The sequence below is a fragment of the Kitasatospora sp. NPDC097691 genome, from assembly GCF_040302665.1.
GTDB lineage: Bacteria > Actinomycetota > Actinomycetes > Streptomycetales > Streptomycetaceae > Kitasatospora.
Map to the genome: position 1 here is coordinate 26,882 of NZ_JBEORY010000070.1, position 20,002 is coordinate 46,883.

Here is a 20,002-nt window from a genome sequence, read left to right on the forward strand (position 1 = left end):
ATGCGCCCGTCCGGGCAGGTCAGCTGTCGGATCGTCGGACTGTTGGAACGTTGTAACAGCGGACCGTCGTCACAGCGGACCGTCGGACCGTCAGCGGGGTTCGGGAGCCGCCGGGCCGACCGGGGTGCCCGGAGGCCGGGGCGCGGCGGGCAGTGCAGGGGTGGGGCCGAAGGCGCCGAGCGTGGCGACCGCGCGCGGGTGGTCGAGGGCGAAGGCGGAGGCGCTCCAGCTCTCCGCGGGGGCCGACTTGCGGGCCGCCGACGGGTCGGCCACGGCCGGACGGGCGCCGCGCACCCCGAAGGTGTAGTGGCCGGGCCGGACGTCCGTGCCGGGCGGCGTGGTGAAGCGGTACACCAGGGTGCCGCGCTCCTGCTGGACGGTGACCACGGCACCGGGAAGGTCGGTCCAGGCGGTGCCGGGGCCGGCGGCCGAGTCGCCGGGGGCGAGCCGGAATTCGGCCTGCAGGGCGGTGACCGACTCGGTCACGGTGAGCGCCAGCTCGTGCCGCAGGCCGTCGCGGCCGAGCGGGGAGACCAGGGCGACGCCGGACAGGGCGTGGTCGGCGCTCGGGTCCGGGTCGACGGGGCCGGGAACGACGGGAACGGGCGCCGTGGGAGCGGGGGCGGTCGGGTCGGGCGCGGTGGGGCCGGGGGCACCCGTCGGTGCGCCCGCCGGAGTGCCGGTGTCGCCGCCCGGGTCCGTCGCGCCGGGTGGCGGCACGGGGTGGGCGGTGGGCTTGAGACCGGGCCGGTTCGGCGGCCGGTCGTCGGTGGGCCGGCCGACGGGCTGCTCGGTGGGCGGGGGCGGGGCGACGGGCGAGGGCCCGGTCGGCGCCGGAGTGCCGGGCTCGCCCACCGGCTCGCTGCCCGCGAGCTGGGTACCGGAGGGAGGCTGCGCGTCCTGCCCGGCGGCGGCCCGGCCGCCGGGCAGCTCGCCCGGGTGCGCCGAGCGCTCGGTGGGCGTGGCCAGGACGGGTGCCGCCCCCGAGGGGTGGGTCGAGGGGTGTGCGGACGGGTGCCCCGACTGCCGGGCGGCGGACGGCCCGTCGGGGGCCGGGGTGGCGGCCGGGGTCGAGGCGGAGACCGCCTCGGCTTGGTCGGTGGCCCCCGGGGTGGGCGGCGGGGTGGAGCCGACCCGGGCCACGCCGGCCCGACGGCCGATCCCCTGCTGCTCGTTGAGCAGGAGGGTGGTGGCGATGCTGATGCCGACGACGGTGGACATCGCCATCGCGGCGCCGGAGAAGCGCAGGGTGGGAAGTCGGAGCCGGCCGCCGAACGGACGCGGTCGACCGTGCCGGCCGTGCCGCTCGGGCTCGTGCCGCACGTCCTGCGTGGTGTCCTCGCGCACAGCCACCGGACCCCTCCCTCCCCGAAGTCGCCGTCGCGTCGCCGTATTCTCCCACGCGCAACCGTCGGGCCCGGCTCCGGCCGCCGCGGGGGCCGGTCCGCCGCGTGCCCGCGTCGGGGAGGGGGAGAGCGTAGCAGCGGGCGGTCACACCGTGGACGGTTTCCATCCATTTCGTGGACATCCGTTCGATGTACGGAAGTTGACGCTCCGTCCGACAAGCGCCGTAAGGGGTGGTTGCCCCGGACGGGGGTTATTGCAACCCCCTTGCAACCCTTGCCGCCCGGCCCGGGGTGGCGCAGGCTGGGTCCATCCCACGCCGTCCCGGAGAGACCGTCATGCCGCCCGACCCGCTGTCCGCAGCCTCCAGTGCACCCCTCGCCGCTACCCCCACGGGCGGCGATGGGGACGGCTCCACCGCCGCTCCGGCGGCGGTGGAGGAGGTGCTGACCCTGCGGATCTCGCTGGGCGAGGAGGTCGTCGGCGAGGTGCGCACCCGGTTCCGGTTCGACGCCGTCCGCCCGTACGAGGTGCTGCTGACGTTCCACCCGGGGCGGCCGGACGAGGCCGACTGGGTGTTCTCGCGCGAACTGCTGCGCGACGGCCTGCGCACGTTGAGCGGCCAGGGCGACGTCAAGCTGTGGCCGGCGTACTGCCCCTGCCACGGATCGACGTTGCACCTGGCGCTCGAATCCCCGCACGGCAGCGCCCTGTTGGAGGCCTCCAAGCCCCGGGTGCAGGCCTGGCTGGACCGGACGTACGCGCTGGTCTCCGAGGCCCGGGAACGCGACTGCGGGCCCACCGACGCCGACCTGGCCGCGCTGCTCGCGGGCGGCTGACGGGCGGTACGACCGCAGTCGACGGGGCTGACGGCCGGCCGGTGGCGGTCGGTCGTGGCGGCGCCGGTGGCGGGGCCTCGGTGGCCCAGGACTCAGTGGCCGAGCGGGGCGTCCCCGGGAGCGCGCGGCGGCGGGACGGGCGCCGCGCCGGGCAGTCGTGCGCTCCCCGCCGCCAGCGCGGCCCGCAGTCTCCGGACGGCCGGGGCCGAGGAGGCGGGCAGCAGGTCGTACGGGTCGTCCGGCGCCTCGACCGTGACCGGCACCGACTCGGCGATCCGGTACGGCCGGTGGGCCAGCAGTCCGCCCAGGTAGCGGCGCAACCGGGACAGCTCGGCGCGGACCGTCACCGTCCGCCCCGCGTCGCCGAACAGCGCCTCGGCGAGCTGGGCGGCGGTGCTGCCCTCGCGTGCGGTGGCGAGCAGGAGCAGCAGTTCGGCGTGGCGCGGGCTGAGCGGGTGGGACCAGCTGCCGGCCGCGCCCCGGACGGACAGCTCGGGGCGGTCCGGCCGGCGCAGGTCGAGCCGGAGCCGGGCGCCCTCGGCCTGTTCGGTGTCGATCGGGCCGGTGCCGTCCTCGCCGGGCGGCCGGACCGGGCGCACCAGCCAGCCGTCGGCGAGCGGTTCCAGGACGCACTCGCCGAGGCCGGGTACCCAGTGCACGGCGGCCGGGGCCCAGCCCTCGCTGGGCATCCGCAGCCGGTCGGGCGGTGGCAGCCCGGCCGCGGCGGCGGTCCAGCCGGCCGCGTCCACGACCAGGGCGGGGCCGCCGACCCGGGCGAGCATCGGGGCGGCCAGGGTGCGCAGCTGGTGCAGCGCCTCCAGTCGGTGGGCGCGCAGCTCGGTCTCGGCGAGCCGCGCGGCGGTGGCGGTGAGCTGGAGCAGGTACGGGCGGATGCTGTGCGCGGGGCCGCTCAGGTTGACGGCGCCGACCAGCCGGCCGGTGCCGGGGTCGTGCACGGGTGCGGCCACGCAGGTCCAGGTGTGGTGGCTGCGCAGGTAGTGCTCGGCGGAGTGGACGTGCATGGGGCGCCGGGCGCGCAGGGCGACGGCGATGCCGTTGGTGCCGACGCTCTCCTCGACCCAGCGGGCGCCGGTGATGAAGCCGATCCGGTCGGCGCTGCGGCGCAGGCCGCGTTCGCCCTCCTGCCAGAGCACGTGGCCCTCGGCGTCGGCGACGGCGAGGATCAGCGGGACGGCGTCGGTCGGCTCCAGCAGGGTCTGCCGCAGGACTGGCATGACTGCGTCAAGCCCGCTGGCGCGGCGGCGCTGTTCGACTTCGGCCGGGCCGAGCAGGACGGTGGCGGCGCCGGTGTCGGGGTCGAGGCCGAGCCGGCGCAGCCGGGCCCAGGAGTCGCCGATCTCCGGGCGGGGTTCGAGCAGGCCGGGGGCGCCGCCACCCTCCGGGGGCGGTCCGGTCAGCTCCCGGGCGGCGGCGTCGGTGAGGGTCCGCTCGTGGACCTTGGCCAGCTCCGTCGCGGTCGGCGGGGTGCGGCGCTCTGGTCGTCGGGACTGCCGTCCGGTCTGCCGCACTCGGTCCGCTCCTCGCCGCCGTTCGAGGTCGCGCCGGGGTCGACGCGCTGACGAAAGCGTACGGGTGAGGTGGGCGCGTGGGGATGGGGTCTGCCAACTCGGCATACCGGGCGGTACGCAGGAGCGGCCCCGGGGGCGCGGGCGGCCTCAGTGGTGCGCGCCCGTGCCCAGCTGGGCCACCTCGACGGTGTGGTGCAGGTCGGCGGTGGCCTCCAGGGTGGCGCCGGTGCTCAGCGCCAGGCAGGCGGCCAGGGCCAGGGCGACGGCCCGCAGCCGGGCGCCGGGGGTGGCGGCCGGGCGAGGCTGGAGCAGCGCGGCGACCCGGCGCGGGACCGGCCCGGAGTGGGCGGCGGGCGCGGTTCGGGGCCGGTCCGGCCAGGGGGAGCGGCTCGCGGCGAGGGCGGCCCGGCCGACCGCGCGGGCGGTCACGGTGCGGTCGCCGACCCGGGTCGCCGCCACTTCGTCGGCCCAGCGCTCCAGGTGGTACCCGAGGGGCGCGCGCAGTGCCCGGAGCGCCGGGTGGACGTGGGCGGCGTGCTCGGCCATCGCCAGGAAGACGTGGTGGCGGGCGGCCAGGTGGGCGCGTTCGTGCGCGAGCAGGGCGGAGCGCTCCGGCCCGCTGAGGGCGCGCAGCATGCCGGAGGTGACCACGATCCGGCCCGGTTCGCCGGGGCGGCCGGGGCGGCGCAGGCGGCCGGGCAGCGCGAAGGCGTCGGCGCACTCGTCGTCCAGGACGCTGAGCGGGGGCTCGGTGGGCCGCAGGAGGGCCGCCAGCGTGGATCCGGCGGGGCGCGACCCAGCCGCGGCGCACGGTTCGGTGCGGAGCGCGGGAGTCGTGGCGCAGGGTTCGGCGGGCCCCGGCGCCGGGGCGGTGAAGCGCTCCGGGGTGCGCGCTCGGCGCATGGTGGCGCCTCGGGGGCGCACGTCCGGATGCCGATCACCGGGCGGGAGGGCGGCCCGGGCCGTCCGCAGTTCCAGCCGGCGTCGGCGGGCCGTGCGCACCGCCAGCACGGTGAGCGCGACGAGCGCCAGGGCGGCCGCGGCGGCGGCGAGCGGGGCGTCCGGCGCCGCTGCGGTGAGCCACCGCAGCGAGAGGTGGCCGAGGGCGGCGACCGGCGGCAGCTGGAGCAGTCCGGCGGTGGCGAGCAGGCCGAGCGAGCAGACGGTGCCGCCGGCCAGCACGGCGGTGCTGCCGACCAGTGTCCAGGCGGCGGCCCGCGGGGGCAGGGCCTCGGCGAGGCGGCGGGCCAGGGGTGCGGCCAGGAAGGGCAGCAGCAGCGGGGCCCAGACGGCGATCATCATCGGCCGGCCGACCCCCGGGGGTCCGGCCGCAGGCGGTCGTCGCCGGCGGGGCCGTCGCCGAGCAGGTCGCGCAGGAGTTGCTCGTCCTCGGCGGAGAGGTCGGAGACGAAGCGGGCCAGCACGGTGGAGCGGTCGGCCTCGCGGCCCAGCTCGGTGTGCATCCGGCGGGCCGCCAGTCCGGCGGTGTCCTGGACGGTCGGGGTGTACGCGTAGGCGCGGCCCGCCCGGGTGCGCTCGACCGTCCCCTTGTCGTGCAGCCGGGCCAGGATGGTCGCGATCGTGGTGCGGGCGAGGTCCCCGCCGAGCGCCGTCTGGACGTCCTGCGGCGTCATCGGCTGCCGGGCCGACCACAGGGCGGCCAGCACCTCGGCCTCCAGCTCCCCGGCGGGCCGGCGGGCGGACGGTACGTCGGACATGGCGGCGGTTCCTCCAAGTTTCGTCTACAGTCATGTAGACCGTCTACGTGACTGTAGACGGCCGGGCGGGTCCGGCCGTGAACCCACCGGTCCGGGTGGTCCCCTGTGAACCGCCGCCGGGGCGGGGTTCGCTGTGAACAGCCGGCCTGGGCGGATCCGCTGTGAACCGATCGGTTCCGGGGCGGATTCCGCCTGAACCGCCCTCCAACGTACGGGAGGTCCGCCAGCCTTGCTCCAGTTCCCCGGCGATCCGGCCGTTCACCTCGCGGTGAACCCGCTGGACGCGTCCTCACTGCTCGGCGCCTTCGGCGCGCTCGGCATCGCCGTCGTGCTCTTCGCCGAGACCGGCCTGCTGGTGGGGTTCTTCCTGCCCGGCGACTCGCTGCTGTTCACCGCGGGACTGCTCTGCGTGCCCGGTGCGACCCGGGGGCCGCAGCTGGAACTGTGGCAGGTGCTGCCCGCCGCCCTGGTCGGGGCACTGGGCGGGGCCCAGCTCGGCTACCTGATCGGTCGGCGCGGCGGCCGGGCGCTGCTGCGCCGCACCCGGCGCAAGAGCCTGCTGCGGGGCGTCGAACGGGCCGAGGAGCTGCTGGCGAAGTACGGCCACGGCAAGGCCATCGTGCTCGCGCGCTTCATCCCGGTGGTCCGAACGGTGCTGAATCCGCTGTGCGGCGTGCTGGAGGTGCCGGTCCGCTCGTTCACCCGTTGGCAGGTCGTCGGCGGCGCGGTCTGGACGGTCGGCGTGGTGCTCGCCGGGTACGCGCTCGGATCGTCTGTACCCGGGATCGACCGGTATCTGCTGCCCGTCATCGGTCTGGTAGTAGTTGTCTCCGTGTTCCCCATTGTTCTCGAACTGTTCCGCGCCCGTAAGGCGCCACGTCACGGAGGTGACGCGTGATGCCTACTCGGGCCCTGGCCGTCTACGACGGCAGCGGCATCGACGGCAGCCTCTACACCCGGGTCAACGGGTGGGCGCAGTCGGCCCCGCACTGGCTGGACGAGCTGATCAAGGTCTGGTCGGCCCTCGGCCTCGGACTGTTCGCGCTCTTCATGCTCTGGGCGTGGTGGCGCGCGCGCGGCGCGGACTCCGCGGTGATGGCCAAGGTGCTGGCCTCGCCGGTGATCGTGGTCCTCGCGTACGCCGTCAACTCGGTGTTCAAGGGGATCGTCGAGGAGGTCCGGCCCTGCGCGCAGATCCCCGGCAGCATCTCGCTGGAGACCTGCCCGGGCAACGGCGACTGGTCCTTCCCGAGCAACCACTCGGTGATCGCCTTCGCCGCCGCGGCCGCGCTCTGGTTCGTCAACCGGAGGCTCGGCTGGGTGGCCGTCCTGTTCGCGGCGCTGATGGCCGCGTCCCGGGTCTGGGTCGGCGTGCACTACCCGCACGACGTGGCGGTCGGCGCGCTGGTCGGCCTGCTGGTCGCGGTGGTGCTGGCGCCGGTCGCCGGTCGCTGCGGGCCGCTCGTGGACCGGATGCGCTCCGGCGCGCTGCGGCCGCTGCTCGGACCGGGCCGGCTGCCGCCGGTGAGCCGCGGGTACGCGGAGTACGAGGCGCAGCGGCACTGAGTACCCGACGGCGTCGCACCCGCCGGGTGCGGCGGATGCCGGTGACGCCGGTGCGGCGGCGCCGATTCCGCTGATTCCACCCGTTCCGCGGCCCTTGTCCGGCCGGGGCGGCGGGTAGAGCATGTGAGCCGGGCGCGGGGCCTCCTCAGGGGGCGCCCGCCCGGCTCAGTCGTGTTCGGGGCGCGAGGGCGCCGGGCGTGCCAGCGGAGGGAGTGCCGTATGCCGTACAGACTCGACATCACGCAGGGGGACTGGCCGGGCGACCTGCTGCACAAGGGCGTCGAGGGCCTGCTCGCGGAGGCCATGGTGCTCACCCTCGCCACCGCCGGCCACGAGCACGGGCCGCACGCCAACCTGGCCTTCTTCGCGTACGACGACGAACTCGTCCTCTACTTCGTCAGCGAGCGCTCCACCCGGCACAGCCACCACCTCGCCGAGGAGGCCCGGGCCGCCGCCACCGTCTTCCTGCCGCCGCCCGTCTTCGGCGAACAGCTGCGCGGGCTGCAGCTGACCGGCAGCGCGAGCGAGGCCTGGGGGCGGCAGGCGGAGGCGGCGCTGACCGCGTACCAGGGGCGCTACCCGGCCTTCGCGCAGGACGAGGACGTCCGGCGGCAGTTCCTCACCGGTGGGGGTGCGGCGGCGCTGTACCGCTTCCAGGTGGACGAGCTGACGGCGGTGGACGAACCGAACTTCGGCCGCCGCAACTACCTGCGGGCCCGGGTGGTCCGGTCGTAGGCGCCTCCGGGAGGTGGCGCCCCGAGGTCCGCGGCGGACGCCGGCCCGGCGGTTGGGGTCGGGAGGCGTCAGCGGCGCCGGAAGCCGCGCTTCTTCGGAGTGACGAGTTGCACGACGGACGCGACGAAGAGTTCGGCGACGGGGGAGGGTCCCTGGCCGTGGTTGAGGTGGCTCTCGGCGGTCCACTCGCCGAGGACGGTGCCGGGGCTGCCGTCGAAGGGGCTGAAGGCGTGTTCCAGGGTCAGGTAGCGGACGGTCCTGCCGCCCTCGGGGTGGACGGCGGCGGCGAAGTGGGCCTCGGTGGCGCCGACCGGGGTGGGCAGGGTGACCAGCAGCATGTGGTGCCCGTCGACCGACAGGTGGCGGCAGTCGAGGCCGTGGGTGGCCAGGCGCTCCTCGGGCGGGAGGGTCCGGCCGAGGTCCTCCCAGATCTGGGTGACGACGGGCAGCAGGCTGCCACCGTCCGGGGCCGGGGTGGCCACGCGCGGGCCGAACTCCAGCACCTGGCGGGCGAGCTCGCGGTGGACGAAGCGGTAGTGGTGGGGCCGGGGTTCCGTCATGGGGGACACCGTAGCGAACGACGCGGAGCGGGAAGTCGGAACGTCCGACTTCCCGCTCCGGTAAGCGAGTTGACCAGCTTGTTGGCGAACTGACGAATCGTCAGGAAGTGATCGTCAGTGGCTGCCCTTGAGGTTGAGCACGACCACCCCGACGATCACCAGGGCGATCCCCACCCACTGCAGCCGGCCGAGCGACTCGCCGAAGGCGACCACGCCTATCCCGGCGACCGCCGCCGTGCCGGCCCCCGACCAGACCGCGTAGGCGACCGAGACCGGTATGTGCTTGAGCGCGCGGCCGAGCAGCAGGAAGGAGAGCGCGTAACCGAGGCCGACCCCCAGGCTCGGCCAGAGGCGGGTGAACCCGTCGGTGAGTTTGAGGCAGCTGGTGGCGCAGACCTCGCTCATGATGGCGAGGGCGAGCAGGACGTAAGGCATGTCGGGGTCAAACAGCCGGAGCGGCGGTGAGCTTCCCGAGCAGCGCGAGATCGGCCTGCTCCAGGCTGGCGAGCAGCGTGATCCGCTCCCCGTCCGGCATCGGCGTCGCCGTGGACGGCACGGCGAGCACGGCGCAGCCGGCCGCGGTGGCGGAGGCGACCCCGGTCGGGGTGTCCTCGACGGCGAGGCAGGCGGCCGGGTCCAGACCGAGCCGCTCGGCGGCGGCGAGGTACGGGTCGGGGGCGGGCTTGGTGCGCTCGGTGTCCTCGGCGGCCAGGGTGACGGCGAACCAGTCGCGGCCGATGGCGGACAGCACGAGGTCGACGACCCGGCGCGGGGAGGCGGAGACCAGCGCGGTGGGCACCCCCGCGTCCCGCAGCGAGGCCAGCAGGGCGAGCGCGCCGGGGCGCGGCACCGTCTCGGCGGCGACCTTGCCGGCGAAGGACTCGCCCAGCCGGGCGGCGAGTTCGGCCTCGTCGAGGGTGGTGCCGCTGACCCGGTGGAGGTGGGCGGCGGTGTGCTCGACGGCCTGGCCGAGCACCTCGGGGGCGTCCTGGTCGGTGAGCGGGTGGTGCAGTTCCTCGGCGATCTCGGCGGCGGTCTGCCACCACAGCTGCTCGGTGTCGACCAGGGTGCCGTCCATGTCGAAGAGGACGGCGGCGGGCAGGGCGGGGTCGACGGGGGCCGCGGTTGCGGGCACTACGGGTTCAGGCATGGCGGTACCTTCGGTGGTTCTCGATGTCGGAGCGGGGACGTGCAAGGCTCTCAGGCCGGGCGGCGGTCCACCAGCACGGGGCGCTCGGGCAGGGTGAGCTCGGCGCGCGAGCCGGCCGGCAGCGCGGCGGTGGCCTCGGTCGGCAGGTCGGCCTTCACCTCGGTGCCGTCGTCGAGACGGACGGTGAGCCGGGTGACGGCGCCCAGGAAGGAGGCGTTGACCACCAGCGCGGGGCCGTTCTCGGCGGGCGTCAGGCTGACGTTCTCCGGGCGGACCAGCACGTGCAGCTCGCCGTCGGCCGGGATCTCGCCGTCCACCGCGTGGCGGCGGCCGAGCACCTCGACGCCGTCCGAGGTGCGGGTGCACGGGATGCGGCTCATGGTGCCGACGAACTCGGCGACGAAGGCGGTGGCCGGCCGGCCGTACAGCTCGGACGGCGTGGCGCACTGCTCCAGCCTGCCCGCGCGCAGCACCGCGACCCGGTCGGCCATCGACAGCGCCTCCTCCTGGTCGTGGGTGACGAACAGGGTGGTGATGCCCAGCTCCTGCTGCAGGCGGCGGATCTCCTCGCGCAGCTGCAGCCGGACCTTGGCGTCCAGCGCGGACAGCGGCTCGTCGAGCAGCAGCACGCGGGGCTGCAGGGCGAGCGCGCGGGCGAGCGCGATGCGCTGCTGCTGGCCGCCGGACATCTGGTGCGGGTAGTGCTCGGCGCGGTGCGGCAGGCCGACCAGCTCCAGCAGCTCCTGGGCGCGCTTGCGGCGGTCGCCCTTGCCGGTGCCGCGCATCCGCAGCCCGAAGGCGACGTTGTCCAGCGCGGTCAGGTGCGGGAAGAGGCTGTACGACTGGAACACCATGCCCGCGTCGCGCTTGTGCGCGGGGATGGCGGTGATGTCCCGGCCGTCGACCAGGACCTCGCCGGAGTCGTGCTGCTCGAAGCCGGCCAGGATGCGCAGCGCGGTGGTCTTGCCGCAGCCGGACGGGCCGAGCAGGGCGAGCAGCTCGCCCGGGTGGACGGTGAGGTCCAGGCCGTCGAGGGCGGTGGTGGCGCCGAACGAGCGGCGCAGCGAGCGGAACTCGACGGTGGCGCTGCCGGGGGCGAGCGCGACGCCGGTGACGGGGGCGGGGGCCGTGGTCATGGCAGGGGACTCCTGGAAAGCGTGGTGGTTCAGGACCGTACGGGCGGTGCGCTCAGGAGCGCGCGGTCTTGCGGCCGCGGCCGACGGCGGACATCAACAGCAGGACGAGCCAGACGATCAACAGGCTGAGCATGGAGACCGCGACGGACATCTGGCCGTCGCTCTTGCCGTTGGAGTTGATCCACACCGAGAAGGGGGCGAAGCCGAGGATGGAGGCGGTGGTGAACTCGCCGAGCACCAGGGCGACGGTGAGCACGGCCGCGTTCAGCAGCGCGCTGCGCAGGTTCGGCAGGACGACGGTGAACACCGCGCGCAGCCAGCCGGCACCGCAGTTGCGGGCGGCCTCGACCAGGGTGACGACGTCCACGCCGCGCAGGCCGGCGTCGATCGCCCGGTAGGCGAAGGGCAGCGCCATCAGCACGTACGCGATGACCAGGACGATCGGGAAGCCCGGGTCCTGGATCGCCACGATGGTCTGGAACAGCGGGGTGTCCTGCAGGTAGTCCGGGCCCCAGCGCAGCACGCCGATGATGCCCGTGGTGAGCGCGACCACCGGGACGACCAGCGGCATCGAGCACATCACCTCGATCACCGGGCGCAGCCTGGGCGCGCCGAGCCGGGCGGCGAGCATCGCCGGGACGAGCAGGAGCAGCAGCACCGCGACGGTGACGCCGGCCAGTTCGAGGCTGAGCACCAGGCTGTCGGTGAAGCCGGGGGCGTTCAGCAGCTCGGTGTAGGCGCGGAAGGTGGTGCCGCCCTTGTTGTCGTCGACGCTGAACCACAGCGAGGCGGCCATCGGCACGGCGAAGTACACGCCGCAGAGCAGCAGGACCAGGCCGCGGCCGAAACGGATGCGATTGATCAGGCGAGCCACTTGGCACTCCGGCGCTGAAGGGGAAGGTACACGGCCATCACCAGGCAGGCGACCACGATCATGTCGAGGCCGAGGGCGAGGGCGAGGTTGCCCTGGCCGACCAGGACGTTGCCGGACAGCGCGTCGCCGATCTGCATCGAGATCAGCGGCACCGAACTGCCCACCATGGCCTCGGCGGTGGCGTACGCGGCGAAGGAGGCGCCGAACAGCAGCACGAAGCCGCCGAGCAGCGAGGGCAGCAGGACGGGCAGCGCGACGTGCCGCCAGTACTGCAGCGAGGTGGCGCCGTTGTTCTGGGCGGCCTCGCGCCACTGGACGCGCAGGCCCTCCAGGGCCGGGGTGATGGTGATGACCATCAGCGGGACCAGGAAGTAGAGGTAGACCACCGAGAGGCCGGAGAAGGTGTAGAGGTTCCAGCCGTGCGCGGTCAGGCCGAGCTTCCTGGTGACCTCGCCGGAGTTGCCGAGGGTGGCGACGAACATGAAGGCGAGCGGCACGCCGCCGAAGTTGGCGAGCACGCCGGAGGCCGACATCACCGCCTCGCGGAACATCCGGAACCGGGACGTCGCCACGGCCTGGGCCAGCGGCAGGCCGACCACGGTGGCGATCAGCGCGGTCAGCAGCGAGAGCTTCACGCTGCCCCACAGGGCGGTCCAGTAGGCGCCCTGGAGCGAGCCGGTGAGGTTGTCGGTGGTGAAGGTGCCGCCGCCGTCGGGCGCGTCCGAGGACGTGGTGAAGGCGCCGATGGCGATCGCGACGGCGGGCAGGCCGAAGCCGATCACGAAGAACAGCAGCAGGGGGAGGGCGGCGAGCCAGGCTCGGCCGCCGCCGGCCCGGCGCTTGCCGGGGCGGGGGGCCTTGGCAGTGCGGGCCGAGGACGTGGTGGGGGAGGCGGGGCCGGGGGCGCCCCCGCCGCTCTGGGCGGCGGAGGCGGAGGCCGGCACCGGGGTGGGAGCCGTGGTCATCTCAGGTCAGCCCGCGATCGCCTTGGCCCAGTTCTCGGTCACGGTCTTCTTGGCCGCGTCCGTCTGGTCCTGGGTCGGGAAGGTGGTGAAGGGCTTCTCGACCGGCGGGAGCTTGGCGGCGGCGGCCGTGTCCAGGGTGCCGGCGGTCTTCATGGCGTCGAACAGGGCCGGGGTGGCGTAGCCGCCGAGGAAGCCGTTCTGGCCCTGGGCGCTGTAGAGGTACTCCTCCCACAGGCGCGCGGCGGCCGGGTGCGGGGCGTCCTTGTTGATCGCCTGGTTGTAGTACTGGGCGTAGGAGCCGTCCGAGGGGATGGCCACCTGCCAGTCGAGGCCCTTGTCCTTGAACTTGTCGGCGTAGCCGGCGTTCAGGTACGACCAGTCGATGCTGATCGGGGTCTCGCCCTTCTCGATGGTCGCCGGGGTGACCTCGACCGGGTTGAAGTTGCCGGCCTGCTTGACCTTGCCGAAGAAGTCGATGCCGGGCTGGATGTTGTCCAGCGAACCGCCGTTGGCGAGCGCGGCCGCGTAGACGGCACCGAAGGCGGCACCGGCCTTGGTCGGGTTGCCGTTGAGGGCGACCATGCCCTTGTAGTCGGGCTTCAGCAGGTCGGCGAAGGTCTTCGGGCAGACGGACACCTTCTTGGCGTCGCAGCCGATCGACATGTAGCCGCCGTAGTCGTTGTAGTGCCGACCGTCGGCGTCCTTCATGGTGGCCGGGATCTTGTCGAAGTCGGTCACCTTGTACGGGGCCAGCAGGCCCTGCTTGGCGGCGCTCAGCGCGAAGGCGGAGCCCAGGTCGACGACGTCGGGGGCGCGGTCCTGGCCCTTGCGGGAGGTGACCGCGTTGATCTCGTCCTGGCTGGAGCCGTCCGGGTTCTCGTCCTCGATCTCGATGCCGTACTTGGCCTTGAAGTCGTCCATCAGCTTGCCGTAGTTCGCCCAGTCGCGCGGCAGCGTGATGACGTGCAGCTTGCCCTCCTTCTTGGCGGCGGCGACCAGGGCGTCCATACCGCCGAAGTCGGCGACGGAGGTGGCGGTCTTGGCGTTCTTGCCGCCCGCCGTGTCGCCGGACTTCGCGGAGGAGCCGGCGGAACCGCAGGCGGTGAGGGAGAGCGCGGCGGCGGTCAGAACGGCCGCGAAGGCGGCGGTACGGGCGCGGTGCACGGACACGGGTCAGTCTCCTGAGAAGGGGGAACTGCGAGTGGGCGTCTCGATCGGGGGATCTGGCGAGTGGCGGTCCGGAGTCGTCCGGGCTTCGGGGGCTGTTCGGAACCGTCCGAGTTGACTAGCCAACTTCGCTGACGGGGGTAAGTACGCCGGAGTCCGGTGACGGGAAGGTGAACGGACGGCCCAGAACCGGGGTCGGCTGCGGGAACGGTGGAATCCGGCCACCGGAGCGTGATCCGTTCGGTGCGATGCTTCGAAGGCGTAGCGGGATAGGGTCTGGCTGTCCGCGCCGGTACCGCTGCGCAGGACACCGCCCCAGGAGGGACATTGACTGACGTGGCAACCGAGCCCCAGCGCCCCGAGGCCGAGGGGCGCCCCGCCGCCGGGGAGCGCCCCGCCGCCGGGGAACGCCCCGTCGCGAACGAGGAGCGGGCCTCCGGCGCGCTGTACCGGAAGGTGGCCGCCGACCTGCGCGAGGCCATCACCACCGGTGCCTACGGCGAGGCCGGCCGGCTGCCCGCCGAGGGCGCACTGGCCGAGCAGTACGGCGTCTCCCGCGGCACCGTCCGCCAGGCGCTCGCGGTGCTGCGCTCCGACGGGCTGGTCACCTCCCGCCGCGGCACCCGCCGGGTGGTGCTCGGCGGCGCGCGGGTGCAGAGCTTCTCCGAACTGCTCAGCTTCACGCACTGGGCGTACTCGATGGGCGAGGAGCCCGGCGGCATCCTGGACTCGCTGGTGCGCCGCCCGGCCGACGCCGCCGAGCGCGAGCAACTGCGCCTGGAGCCGGGCGCCGAGGTGTACGTGACGGTCCGGCTGCGGACGCTGTCCGGCACACCGGTGATGGTCGAGCGCACCGTCTACCCGCCGCGGGTCGGCGAGATCGTCGCCGAGCTGCCGCCGGACGTGGTCTCGCACACCGAGGTGCTGCGCGAGCACGGCATCCTGTTCACCGACGCCGACCACACCATCGACATCGTCGCCGCCAACGCGGAGGACGCCCGGCTGCTCGGCTGCCGCCGCGGCGGCCCGCTGCTGCGCGAGCGGCGCCGGACCACCGACCCGACCGGTACCCCGGTGGAGTGGTCCCAGGACCGCTACCTGCCCGGGACGGTGGCGTTCAGCGTGCACAACTCCCTTGCCACCTCGGCGCTTTCGCGGCACGCGCGGGAGCTGGACTGAGGCTCCTCCCGCGCGTGCCGGCGCTGCCGCGGGCTGCCGCGGGCTACCGCATGAGGGTGGCGAGCAGCGGCCGGTAGTGGTCGAAGCCGGGGGTCGGAGCGCCGGCCACCTTCGCCTGCTCGTCCCAGCGCCGTACGGCCACCGCGTCGACCGCGCCGGGGAGTTCGGCGAAGGCGGCGGCCTCCGCGCCGGACATCGGGCCGCCCTGGACGGTCAGCGTGTACTCGGAGGCCGCGGAGAGCCGGTCCCGGTACCCGGGCTCGACCGCGCAGAGGTAGCGCTTGGCGGCCACGTGCAGCCGGACCGGCTCGGTGACCTCCGGGCCGAACCAGCGGGCCAGCCAGTCGGCGCCGGTGTCGCTGTGCCGGTTGTCGTTCCCCTGCATCAGGTCCCGTCCGTGCAGGGCCCCCCGGAAGTGGCCGACGTCGTGCAGCAGGGCGGCGGCGACCAGGTGGTCCGGCGCTCCGGCGGCCTCGGCGGCAGCGGCGGCCTGCAGCATGTGTTCGGCCATGGTGACCTCCTCGCCCAGGTACTCCCCGGCGCCCTCGCCGGCGAACAGCCCGGCGACCGCGTCCAGGGCGGCGGCGCGGCGGTGCAGCACGGCGAGGGTGCTCGCCAGCGAGTCCAGGTCGGCGTAGCAGCCCTGGAGGTGCCGGTGGCCGTCCTGCCGGAAGGCCGTACGGGCGTGCAGCAGACGGGTGTTGTCGAAGACCAGGCAGTCGCCGGGGCCGAGGCGGAAGGTGAGCTGCAGCTCGGGGCGCAGGGTGATCGCGGCGAAGCGGCGGTAGGCGGCGTAGAAGGCGCTCACCCGCTCGCCGCTCCCGCGCAGGGTGCCGATCGAGCGGTTGTTGAACCGCACCTCCCGGATCCGGCCGAGCGGGTCGACGTCGATCAGCGGACGGTCGGCGCGCAGCTCGGTGCGGCGGTCGCGGAAGACGAAGGGGACGGGCGTGCGGGTCAGCGTCTCGAAGTCCGCCGGCGCCTCCTCGCGGAGGACCGCCGCGGCCTTGAAGCCGTCCACCAGTCCGGAGTCCCCGCCGGTCGCCGAGTTCTCCAGGCAGTGCAGCAGCTGCAGCGTCGGCACCGGGTCACGGTACGGGTTGTCGGTGTGCGGCGCGATGGCGGCGCTGGTGAAGGCGAGGTTGTTCGGGTCCGGCTCGACCCGGACGTCGAACAGCTCCCCGTAGTTGGTGACCCGCACGTACCCGAAGCTCTCCGCCACCCGCAGCACCTGCCCCTCCACGACCGGCACCCCGCGCAGCACCGCGAACCCGCTGCGGCGGACGGCGGCGAGGACCGCGGCCTGCTCGGCGGGGTCCTCCAGGTACCCCTCCCACCCCGCCTCCGGGATCCCGCGGGCGAAGTCCGTGGCCGCCCAGAGCCGCTTGCCCTGCTCGGTGCGGCCGTCCCCCTCGTCCTCCTCCGCCAGCCAGGCGAGCGGGTAGCGGGAGCGGTGCCCGTCCGACCAGAGCACCTCCAGCCGCCCGTCGGACTCGGTGCTCGCCGCGATCGTCAGGTCCTGCGGCAGGTCGTCGATCCGGAACAGCTTCTGCCCGTTGCGCGGGTCCCGGCACTCGGCGCACGGGCAGTTGTCGCGCAGCCAGTACGGCGGCAGCTCGGTCATGGGGTCTCCTCCTTGGCGGCATCTCCGGGCAAAGTTGTATAGCCAACTTTGCCCGCCTGCTGGAGCCTGCCTGCCGACGGTGAGTTCCCGGTGCCCGGCAGGTGAACGCTGCGGGAACTGTGCGAGGGGGCGGCTTCCGCAGCCGGTTGCAGGGGGTGGTCCAGACCTGCTCGGATGTGCCGGTGAATGATCGACTCCCGAGAGCCGTCGCCCTGACGACCCTGGCCGTACTGGCGGCCTCCTGCACCGGCCACGCCGCCACCCCGGCCGCCGCGCCGTCCGCCGTTGAAACTGCGGCGGGGTGGAAGTACCGCCCGCCCCAGGAATTCGACGGTCTTCCGTCCGTTCCGGACTCCGACTTCGTGAAGCTCATCCGCAGCGGGGTCGCCAAGGGAGACCTGCCCGCCACCGCCGTGGGCAGCAGCTACATCAGCGCCGACCAGACCCGGAAGATCTCTGTCCGCGGGGTGCCGCAGCACAACACCGATCCGGCCGAGGCCCTGGACGTCCTGCTGCGGAAGGAATTCCCCAACGGAGACATGTGGACCCTCTACACGGACGCCGACCCCGGCCGGCGCGGCGGCGCGATGCGCTGCGGCTCGATCAGTGGGGACGACGGTACGGTGACCGCGATCTGCTTCTGGAGCGACGGCAGCATGGTGGGCATCTACGGCGAGTACGTTCGCGGCACGGACCTGGGCATCGACCTCGCCGCCCAGCACGTCCGCGACTTCCGCACCCTCGCCGAGGTGTCGTCCTGAGCGGGCCTCACAAGTCCAGCAGCATGACGTCGTGCTCGGCCGCCCCCTCCCACGGGATCGCCGCGCCGACCCGGCGGTAGCCCCACTCCCGGTAGGCGGCCTGTGCCGCCGTCGCCTCGGGACGGCTGTTCAGCATCACGCGGCGGTTTTCCAGTCCGGACACCAGGGCGCGGTGCAGCTCGGTGGCGACGCCCCGCCTGCGCCAGGCGGGGCGTACCGCCAGCTCGAAGAGGCCGAACGTCCGATTCCCGTCCTCGCGGCGCAGCTCCTCGGGGACGGGTCCGATGAGGGTGTCCCACCACCCGGTGCTCGCGGCCAGGGGATGCCCGTATGCCATCCCCACTGCCGGCTTGCCGTCGAACGCCACCGCCGCCCGGAACCCCCGCCGCCGTACCTGTGATCGGAAGCGACGGAACGCGCGCTCGACGTCCGGTGGGCCTTCCCCGTACGGCGGTTCCGCGAAGGCCTCGGCGAACACGGTCTTCAGCTGCTCCTCCAGGTCGGCCGTCTGCCCGCCGTCCAGGACCTCGACCGCCACCGTCACGCTGTTCTCCCCTTCTTCGGAGTCACACCGACTGCTCGAAGCCGCTCCATGAAGTCCCGTGCCGATGCCGTGTCGATGCGCTCGGCAGACATCGCGACCGCCCGCAGTCTCTCCACCAACCGGGCGGACGTCATGCCTTGCGCCGCATCGGCGCTCGCGCAGGCCTCTGCGCAGGCCTCCTCCACTTCGCCGGCTCTCATGAGCACCTCGGCCAGGCGTGCCCGGTAAAGCGCCGCGTTGCGGCTGTAGGTCGGCCCGAGCCGCCTCACCGCAGACCGCAGGAACGGGATCGCATGCACAGGGCGACCGGTCTCCACGTGCCACGCGGCAGTGGCGTAGGCGACCTCGACCTGACCGGCGAACGCCGTCCACCGTGGCGCGTCCGTGTCCTTGTCGGACCGCTCGTGCCAGGTCAGCGCCACCGAGAGCGCGCGCCGGGCGGCCGCGTGATCTCCGGCGGCAGACAGTGCCCGAGCGAGCCGCAGAGCCACGACCGATCGCACCTTGGGGCCGCCATGAGCCTGGGCCAGTTCTCCGGCGGCCACGGCCGCAGCCACCGCCTCCCAGGGCCGCCGCTGCTCAACGGCAAGCATGGACAGCTTGTCCAGCGCCCGGACCTCCAGCAGTGGATCGCCCACCAGCCGGGCAGAAGCCAGCGCCTCGGTACAGGCCGCCCGTGCTTGCGCCGGGCGGCCTGCATCGAACTCGATCCACCCGAGGTGGGAGTGCAGCGCGCCGGACAAGGCATGCAGCTCTCGTCCGACGCGTTCGAGATACGACCCGTCCGCCATGGCCCTCTCGACCCGCCGCAGGATCTGCACTGCCACCTTCTGCGCGACCTTGCCGCCCCGAGAATGGTCGAGGGTGTACAGATCGGAGACCTTCGCCTGCAGGAGCTGCACGTCCGAAGCTCCGATCCGTCGGCCGTGGGCAGCCGGCATGGCGGTGGCGCCCAGGATCGCGCCCACATCTACGACGAACTGTCGACGGTCCACATCCTCATGGTGCCCGTTCGACGGCCCACGGCGCGTCCTCTCCGGCGGAACATCGAATCCGAGCTCGACGAGCGGGATGCCCAACATGGCCTCGATCACCGCCTGTTGACCGGGATGGGGCAGCGGAGGACTCGGCGACTCCCACCGGCGGAGCTGGCGGACGCTCACTGCCGCGTTGATCGCCATGTGTTTCGCCATCTTCGAGAACGCATCGACGAAGGATTCTTGCGTGTAACCGGCGGCCTTTCGGAGGCCGGCCAGTGATCGCGCAGCCAAAGCGCTCCCCTCGCGCAGAGTCCATTACTGGTAACACTCTGACACTTCCGGCACCCCGGCAGGCGCCGCTGTCGCCAAACGTCCGGCGAAACGTCCGGTCGCTCAGAGTCCACGGCCCGGCCACAGACGGTGAACTGGAAGTGGCCCACCACTGGGCCGCCGGACCATCCGAGGGAGCGAACCGTGTCCGTCACCGTCGAAGCGCCGCCCCGGGCGGCGGCCCCGGCTACCGCCCGTCTCCACTATCGGCCGGAGTCGGCGAGCGCGGCGCGGCGACTCGTCCGGCGCAAGCTCATGGACTGGGAGTTGCACGAGCTGGCTGACGACGCCGAGTTGATCGTGTCCGAGCTGGTCGGGAACGCGGTCAGGACGGGCTGCCTCACCTTCATGACGGTCAAGATCCGCCGGGTCACGGCACACATCGTGCGGATCTCGGTGCGGGACGGCTCCCGCACGATGCCGGTCCTCCTCAAAGCGGGTGAAGACGAGGAGTGCCACCGTGGCCTCGCCCTGATTCACAAACTCACGCATGGCCAATGGGGCGTGACCCCGGACGAGTTCGGCAAGTCGGTGCACGCCGACCTTCGCGTGCCGTTCGGCTGACCGTCCCTTCCGTCCACACCGGACGGTTTCAGATTCCTCCCCGCAAGCGGGGAGGCGGCATTGATCGAATCGACAAGGAGAACACCATGAATGAGTTCATCGGCTTCGACCCGGTGTCGCACCCCGGTCTGGACTGGTCGGTGGCCCGCGACTCCCACCTGGACGACACGGTGGAGTGCGCGGCGCTCGCCGCGATGCCGAACGGCCTGATCGCGCTGGCCAACACCAACAACGCGGACGCCGTGGTCGAGCTGACCCCCGGTGAGCTGCGGAAACTCAAGGACGCGTTCGTCGCGGGCCAGTACGACCACCTGCTGGGCTGACAGCCAGGAATCCCGTGCGGCGGCCGCCCTGCCACGCAGGGCCCCCGGAGAGCCGCACCTTCCCGGCGGGCACGTACTCGTACTTCGTGGCGTACGAGAGCGGCAACCGCTGGC

General features: G+C 73.8%; 22 protein-coding genes. 8 read left to right on the top strand and 14 right to left on the bottom strand.

What is annotated here, in order from left to right; genetic code table 11:
* Nucleotides 1–90: 90 nt before the first annotated feature.
* On the bottom strand, nt 91–1,353 hold the full coding sequence (locus ABTY56_RS33540) for a hypothetical protein (protein WP_350633155.1): 1,263 nt from the start codon (nt 1,351–1,353) through the stop codon (nt 91–93).
* Nucleotides 1,354–1,682: 329 nt separating this feature from the next.
* On the opposite strand from ABTY56_RS33540, the gene ABTY56_RS33545 reads away from it, so the two are divergent.
* Complete coding sequence (locus ABTY56_RS33545) at nt 1,683–2,183, top strand: SsgA family sporulation/cell division regulator (RefSeq protein ID WP_350633156.1); 501 nt, start codon at nt 1,683–1,685, stop codon at nt 2,181–2,183.
* A gap of 92 nt (nt 2,184–2,275) precedes the next feature.
* Here ABTY56_RS33545 and ABTY56_RS33550 read toward each other — a convergent pair whose 3' ends face one another.
* The 3 genes from ABTY56_RS33550 to ABTY56_RS33560 form a co-directional block, all read right to left on the bottom strand.
* Nucleotides 2,276–3,712, bottom strand: a complete 1,437-nt coding sequence (locus ABTY56_RS33550) for a GAF domain-containing protein (protein WP_350633157.1) — start codon at nt 3,710–3,712, stop codon at nt 2,276–2,278.
* 147 nt (nt 3,713–3,859) lie between these two features.
* Complete coding sequence (locus tag ABTY56_RS33555) at nt 3,860–5,014, bottom strand: M56 family metallopeptidase (protein WP_350633158.1); 1,155 nt, start codon at nt 5,012–5,014, stop codon at nt 3,860–3,862.
* Nucleotides 5,011–5,430, bottom strand: coding sequence for a BlaI/MecI/CopY family transcriptional regulator (locus ABTY56_RS33560; RefSeq protein ID WP_350633159.1), 420 nt, complete (start codon nt 5,428–5,430; stop codon nt 5,011–5,013). The genes ABTY56_RS33555 and ABTY56_RS33560 overlap by 4 nt, the downstream gene beginning before the upstream one ends.
* Nucleotides 5,431–5,659: 229 nt before the next feature.
* Here ABTY56_RS33560 and ABTY56_RS33565 point away from each other — a divergent pair, with 229 nt between their 5' ends.
* The 3 genes from ABTY56_RS33565 to ABTY56_RS33575 all read left to right on the top strand — a co-directional run bounded on the left by ABTY56_RS33565 (nt 5,660) and on the right by ABTY56_RS33575 (nt 7,731).
* Nucleotides 5,660–6,328 carry a DedA family protein gene (locus ABTY56_RS33565; protein ID WP_350633160.1) on the top strand — a complete coding sequence of 223 codons (669 nt, stop codon included), beginning with the start codon at nt 5,660–5,662 and terminating at the stop codon, nt 6,326–6,328.
* Nucleotides 6,328–6,996, top strand: coding sequence for a phosphatase PAP2 family protein (locus tag ABTY56_RS33570; RefSeq protein WP_350633161.1), 669 nt, complete (start codon nt 6,328–6,330; stop codon nt 6,994–6,996). The genes ABTY56_RS33565 and ABTY56_RS33570 overlap by 1 nt, the downstream gene beginning before the upstream one ends.
* A 219-nt stretch (nt 6,997–7,215) precedes the next feature.
* Entirely contained in the window at nt 7,216–7,731 is a 516-nt protein-coding gene (locus tag ABTY56_RS33575; protein WP_350633162.1) for a pyridoxamine 5'-phosphate oxidase family protein, read from the top strand.
* Nucleotides 7,732–7,799: 68 nt separating this feature from the next.
* On the opposite strand, the gene ABTY56_RS33580 is transcribed toward ABTY56_RS33575, so the two are convergent.
* From ABTY56_RS33580 to ABTY56_RS33610, 7 genes are all read right to left on the bottom strand, one after another.
* Nucleotides 7,800–8,291 (bottom strand): hypothetical protein, encoded by a 492-nt coding sequence (locus ABTY56_RS33580; RefSeq protein ID WP_350633163.1) that lies wholly within the window; start codon nt 8,289–8,291, stop codon nt 7,800–7,802.
* A gap of 114 nt (nt 8,292–8,405) precedes the next feature.
* The gene (locus tag ABTY56_RS33585) at nt 8,406–8,726 is read right to left on the bottom strand and encodes a DMT family transporter (RefSeq protein ID WP_350633164.1); all 321 of its coding nucleotides are present in this window, start codon (nt 8,724–8,726) and stop codon (nt 8,406–8,408) included.
* Between the two features lie 7 nt (nt 8,727–8,733).
* Complete coding sequence (locus tag ABTY56_RS33590; protein ID WP_350633165.1) at nt 8,734–9,441, bottom strand: HAD family hydrolase; 708 nt, start codon at nt 9,439–9,441, stop codon at nt 8,734–8,736.
* A gap of 50 nt (nt 9,442–9,491) precedes the next feature.
* Nucleotides 9,492–10,577 (bottom strand): ABC transporter ATP-binding protein, encoded by a 1,086-nt coding sequence (locus ABTY56_RS33595; protein WP_350633166.1) that lies wholly within the window; start codon nt 10,575–10,577, stop codon nt 9,492–9,494.
* Nucleotides 10,578–10,629: 52 nt separating this feature from the next.
* Nucleotides 10,630–11,439, bottom strand: a complete 810-nt coding sequence (locus ABTY56_RS33600) for an ABC transporter permease (RefSeq protein WP_502893243.1) — start codon at nt 11,437–11,439, stop codon at nt 10,630–10,632.
* The gene (locus tag ABTY56_RS33605) at nt 11,439–12,416 is read right to left on the bottom strand and encodes an ABC transporter permease (protein ID WP_350633167.1); all 978 of its coding nucleotides are present in this window, start codon (nt 12,414–12,416) and stop codon (nt 11,439–11,441) included. Before ABTY56_RS33605 ends, ABTY56_RS33600 begins: the two co-directional genes overlap by 1 nt.
* Before the next feature lie 6 nt (nt 12,417–12,422).
* A complete protein-coding gene (locus ABTY56_RS33610) occupies nt 12,423–13,586 on the bottom strand; it encodes an ABC transporter substrate-binding protein (protein ID WP_350633168.1) in 1,164 nt (387 codons plus the stop codon).
* 441 nt (nt 13,587–14,027) lie between these two features.
* Between ABTY56_RS33610 and ABTY56_RS33615 the strand changes: the two genes are divergently transcribed.
* Entirely contained in the window at nt 14,028–14,762 is a 735-nt protein-coding gene (locus tag ABTY56_RS33615; RefSeq protein WP_254802083.1) for a GntR family transcriptional regulator, read from the top strand.
* Between the two features lie 43 nt (nt 14,763–14,805).
* Here the strand turns inward: ABTY56_RS33615 and tmpA are convergent, their stop codons facing one another.
* The gene (gene tmpA / locus ABTY56_RS33620; RefSeq protein WP_350633170.1) at nt 14,806–16,386 is read right to left on the bottom strand and encodes a 2-trimethylaminoethylphosphonate dioxygenase; all 1,581 of its coding nucleotides are present in this window, start codon (nt 16,384–16,386) and stop codon (nt 14,806–14,808) included.
* Between the two features lie 182 nt (nt 16,387–16,568).
* Here tmpA and ABTY56_RS33625 point away from each other — a divergent pair, with 182 nt between their 5' ends.
* Nucleotides 16,569–17,147: a hypothetical protein gene (locus ABTY56_RS33625; protein ID WP_350633171.1), complete on the top strand. Its 579-nt coding sequence runs from the start codon at nt 16,569–16,571 to the stop codon at nt 17,145–17,147.
* Between the two features lie 7 nt (nt 17,148–17,154).
* On the opposite strand, the gene ABTY56_RS33630 is transcribed toward ABTY56_RS33625, so the two are convergent.
* The gene (locus ABTY56_RS33630) at nt 17,155–17,691 is read right to left on the bottom strand and encodes a GNAT family N-acetyltransferase (RefSeq protein WP_350633172.1); all 537 of its coding nucleotides are present in this window, start codon (nt 17,689–17,691) and stop codon (nt 17,155–17,157) included.
* Nucleotides 17,688–18,962 (bottom strand): NsdA family TPR-like regulatory protein, encoded by a 1,275-nt coding sequence (locus tag ABTY56_RS33635; RefSeq protein WP_350633173.1) that lies wholly within the window; start codon nt 18,960–18,962, stop codon nt 17,688–17,690. The genes ABTY56_RS33630 and ABTY56_RS33635 overlap by 4 nt, the downstream gene beginning before the upstream one ends.
* A gap of 183 nt (nt 18,963–19,145) precedes the next feature.
* Here ABTY56_RS33635 and ABTY56_RS33640 point away from each other — a divergent pair, with 183 nt between their 5' ends.
* Together ABTY56_RS33640 and ABTY56_RS33645 are read left to right on the top strand one after the other, a co-directional pair.
* Nucleotides 19,146–19,565 carry an ATP-binding protein gene (locus tag ABTY56_RS33640; protein WP_350633174.1) on the top strand — a complete coding sequence of 140 codons (420 nt, stop codon included), beginning with the start codon at nt 19,146–19,148 and terminating at the stop codon, nt 19,563–19,565.
* An 86-nt stretch (nt 19,566–19,651) separates the two neighbouring features.
* Nucleotides 19,652–19,888, top strand: a complete 237-nt coding sequence (locus tag ABTY56_RS33645) for a hypothetical protein (protein ID WP_350633175.1) — start codon at nt 19,652–19,654, stop codon at nt 19,886–19,888.
* Nucleotides 19,889–20,002: the final 114 nt, after the last annotated feature.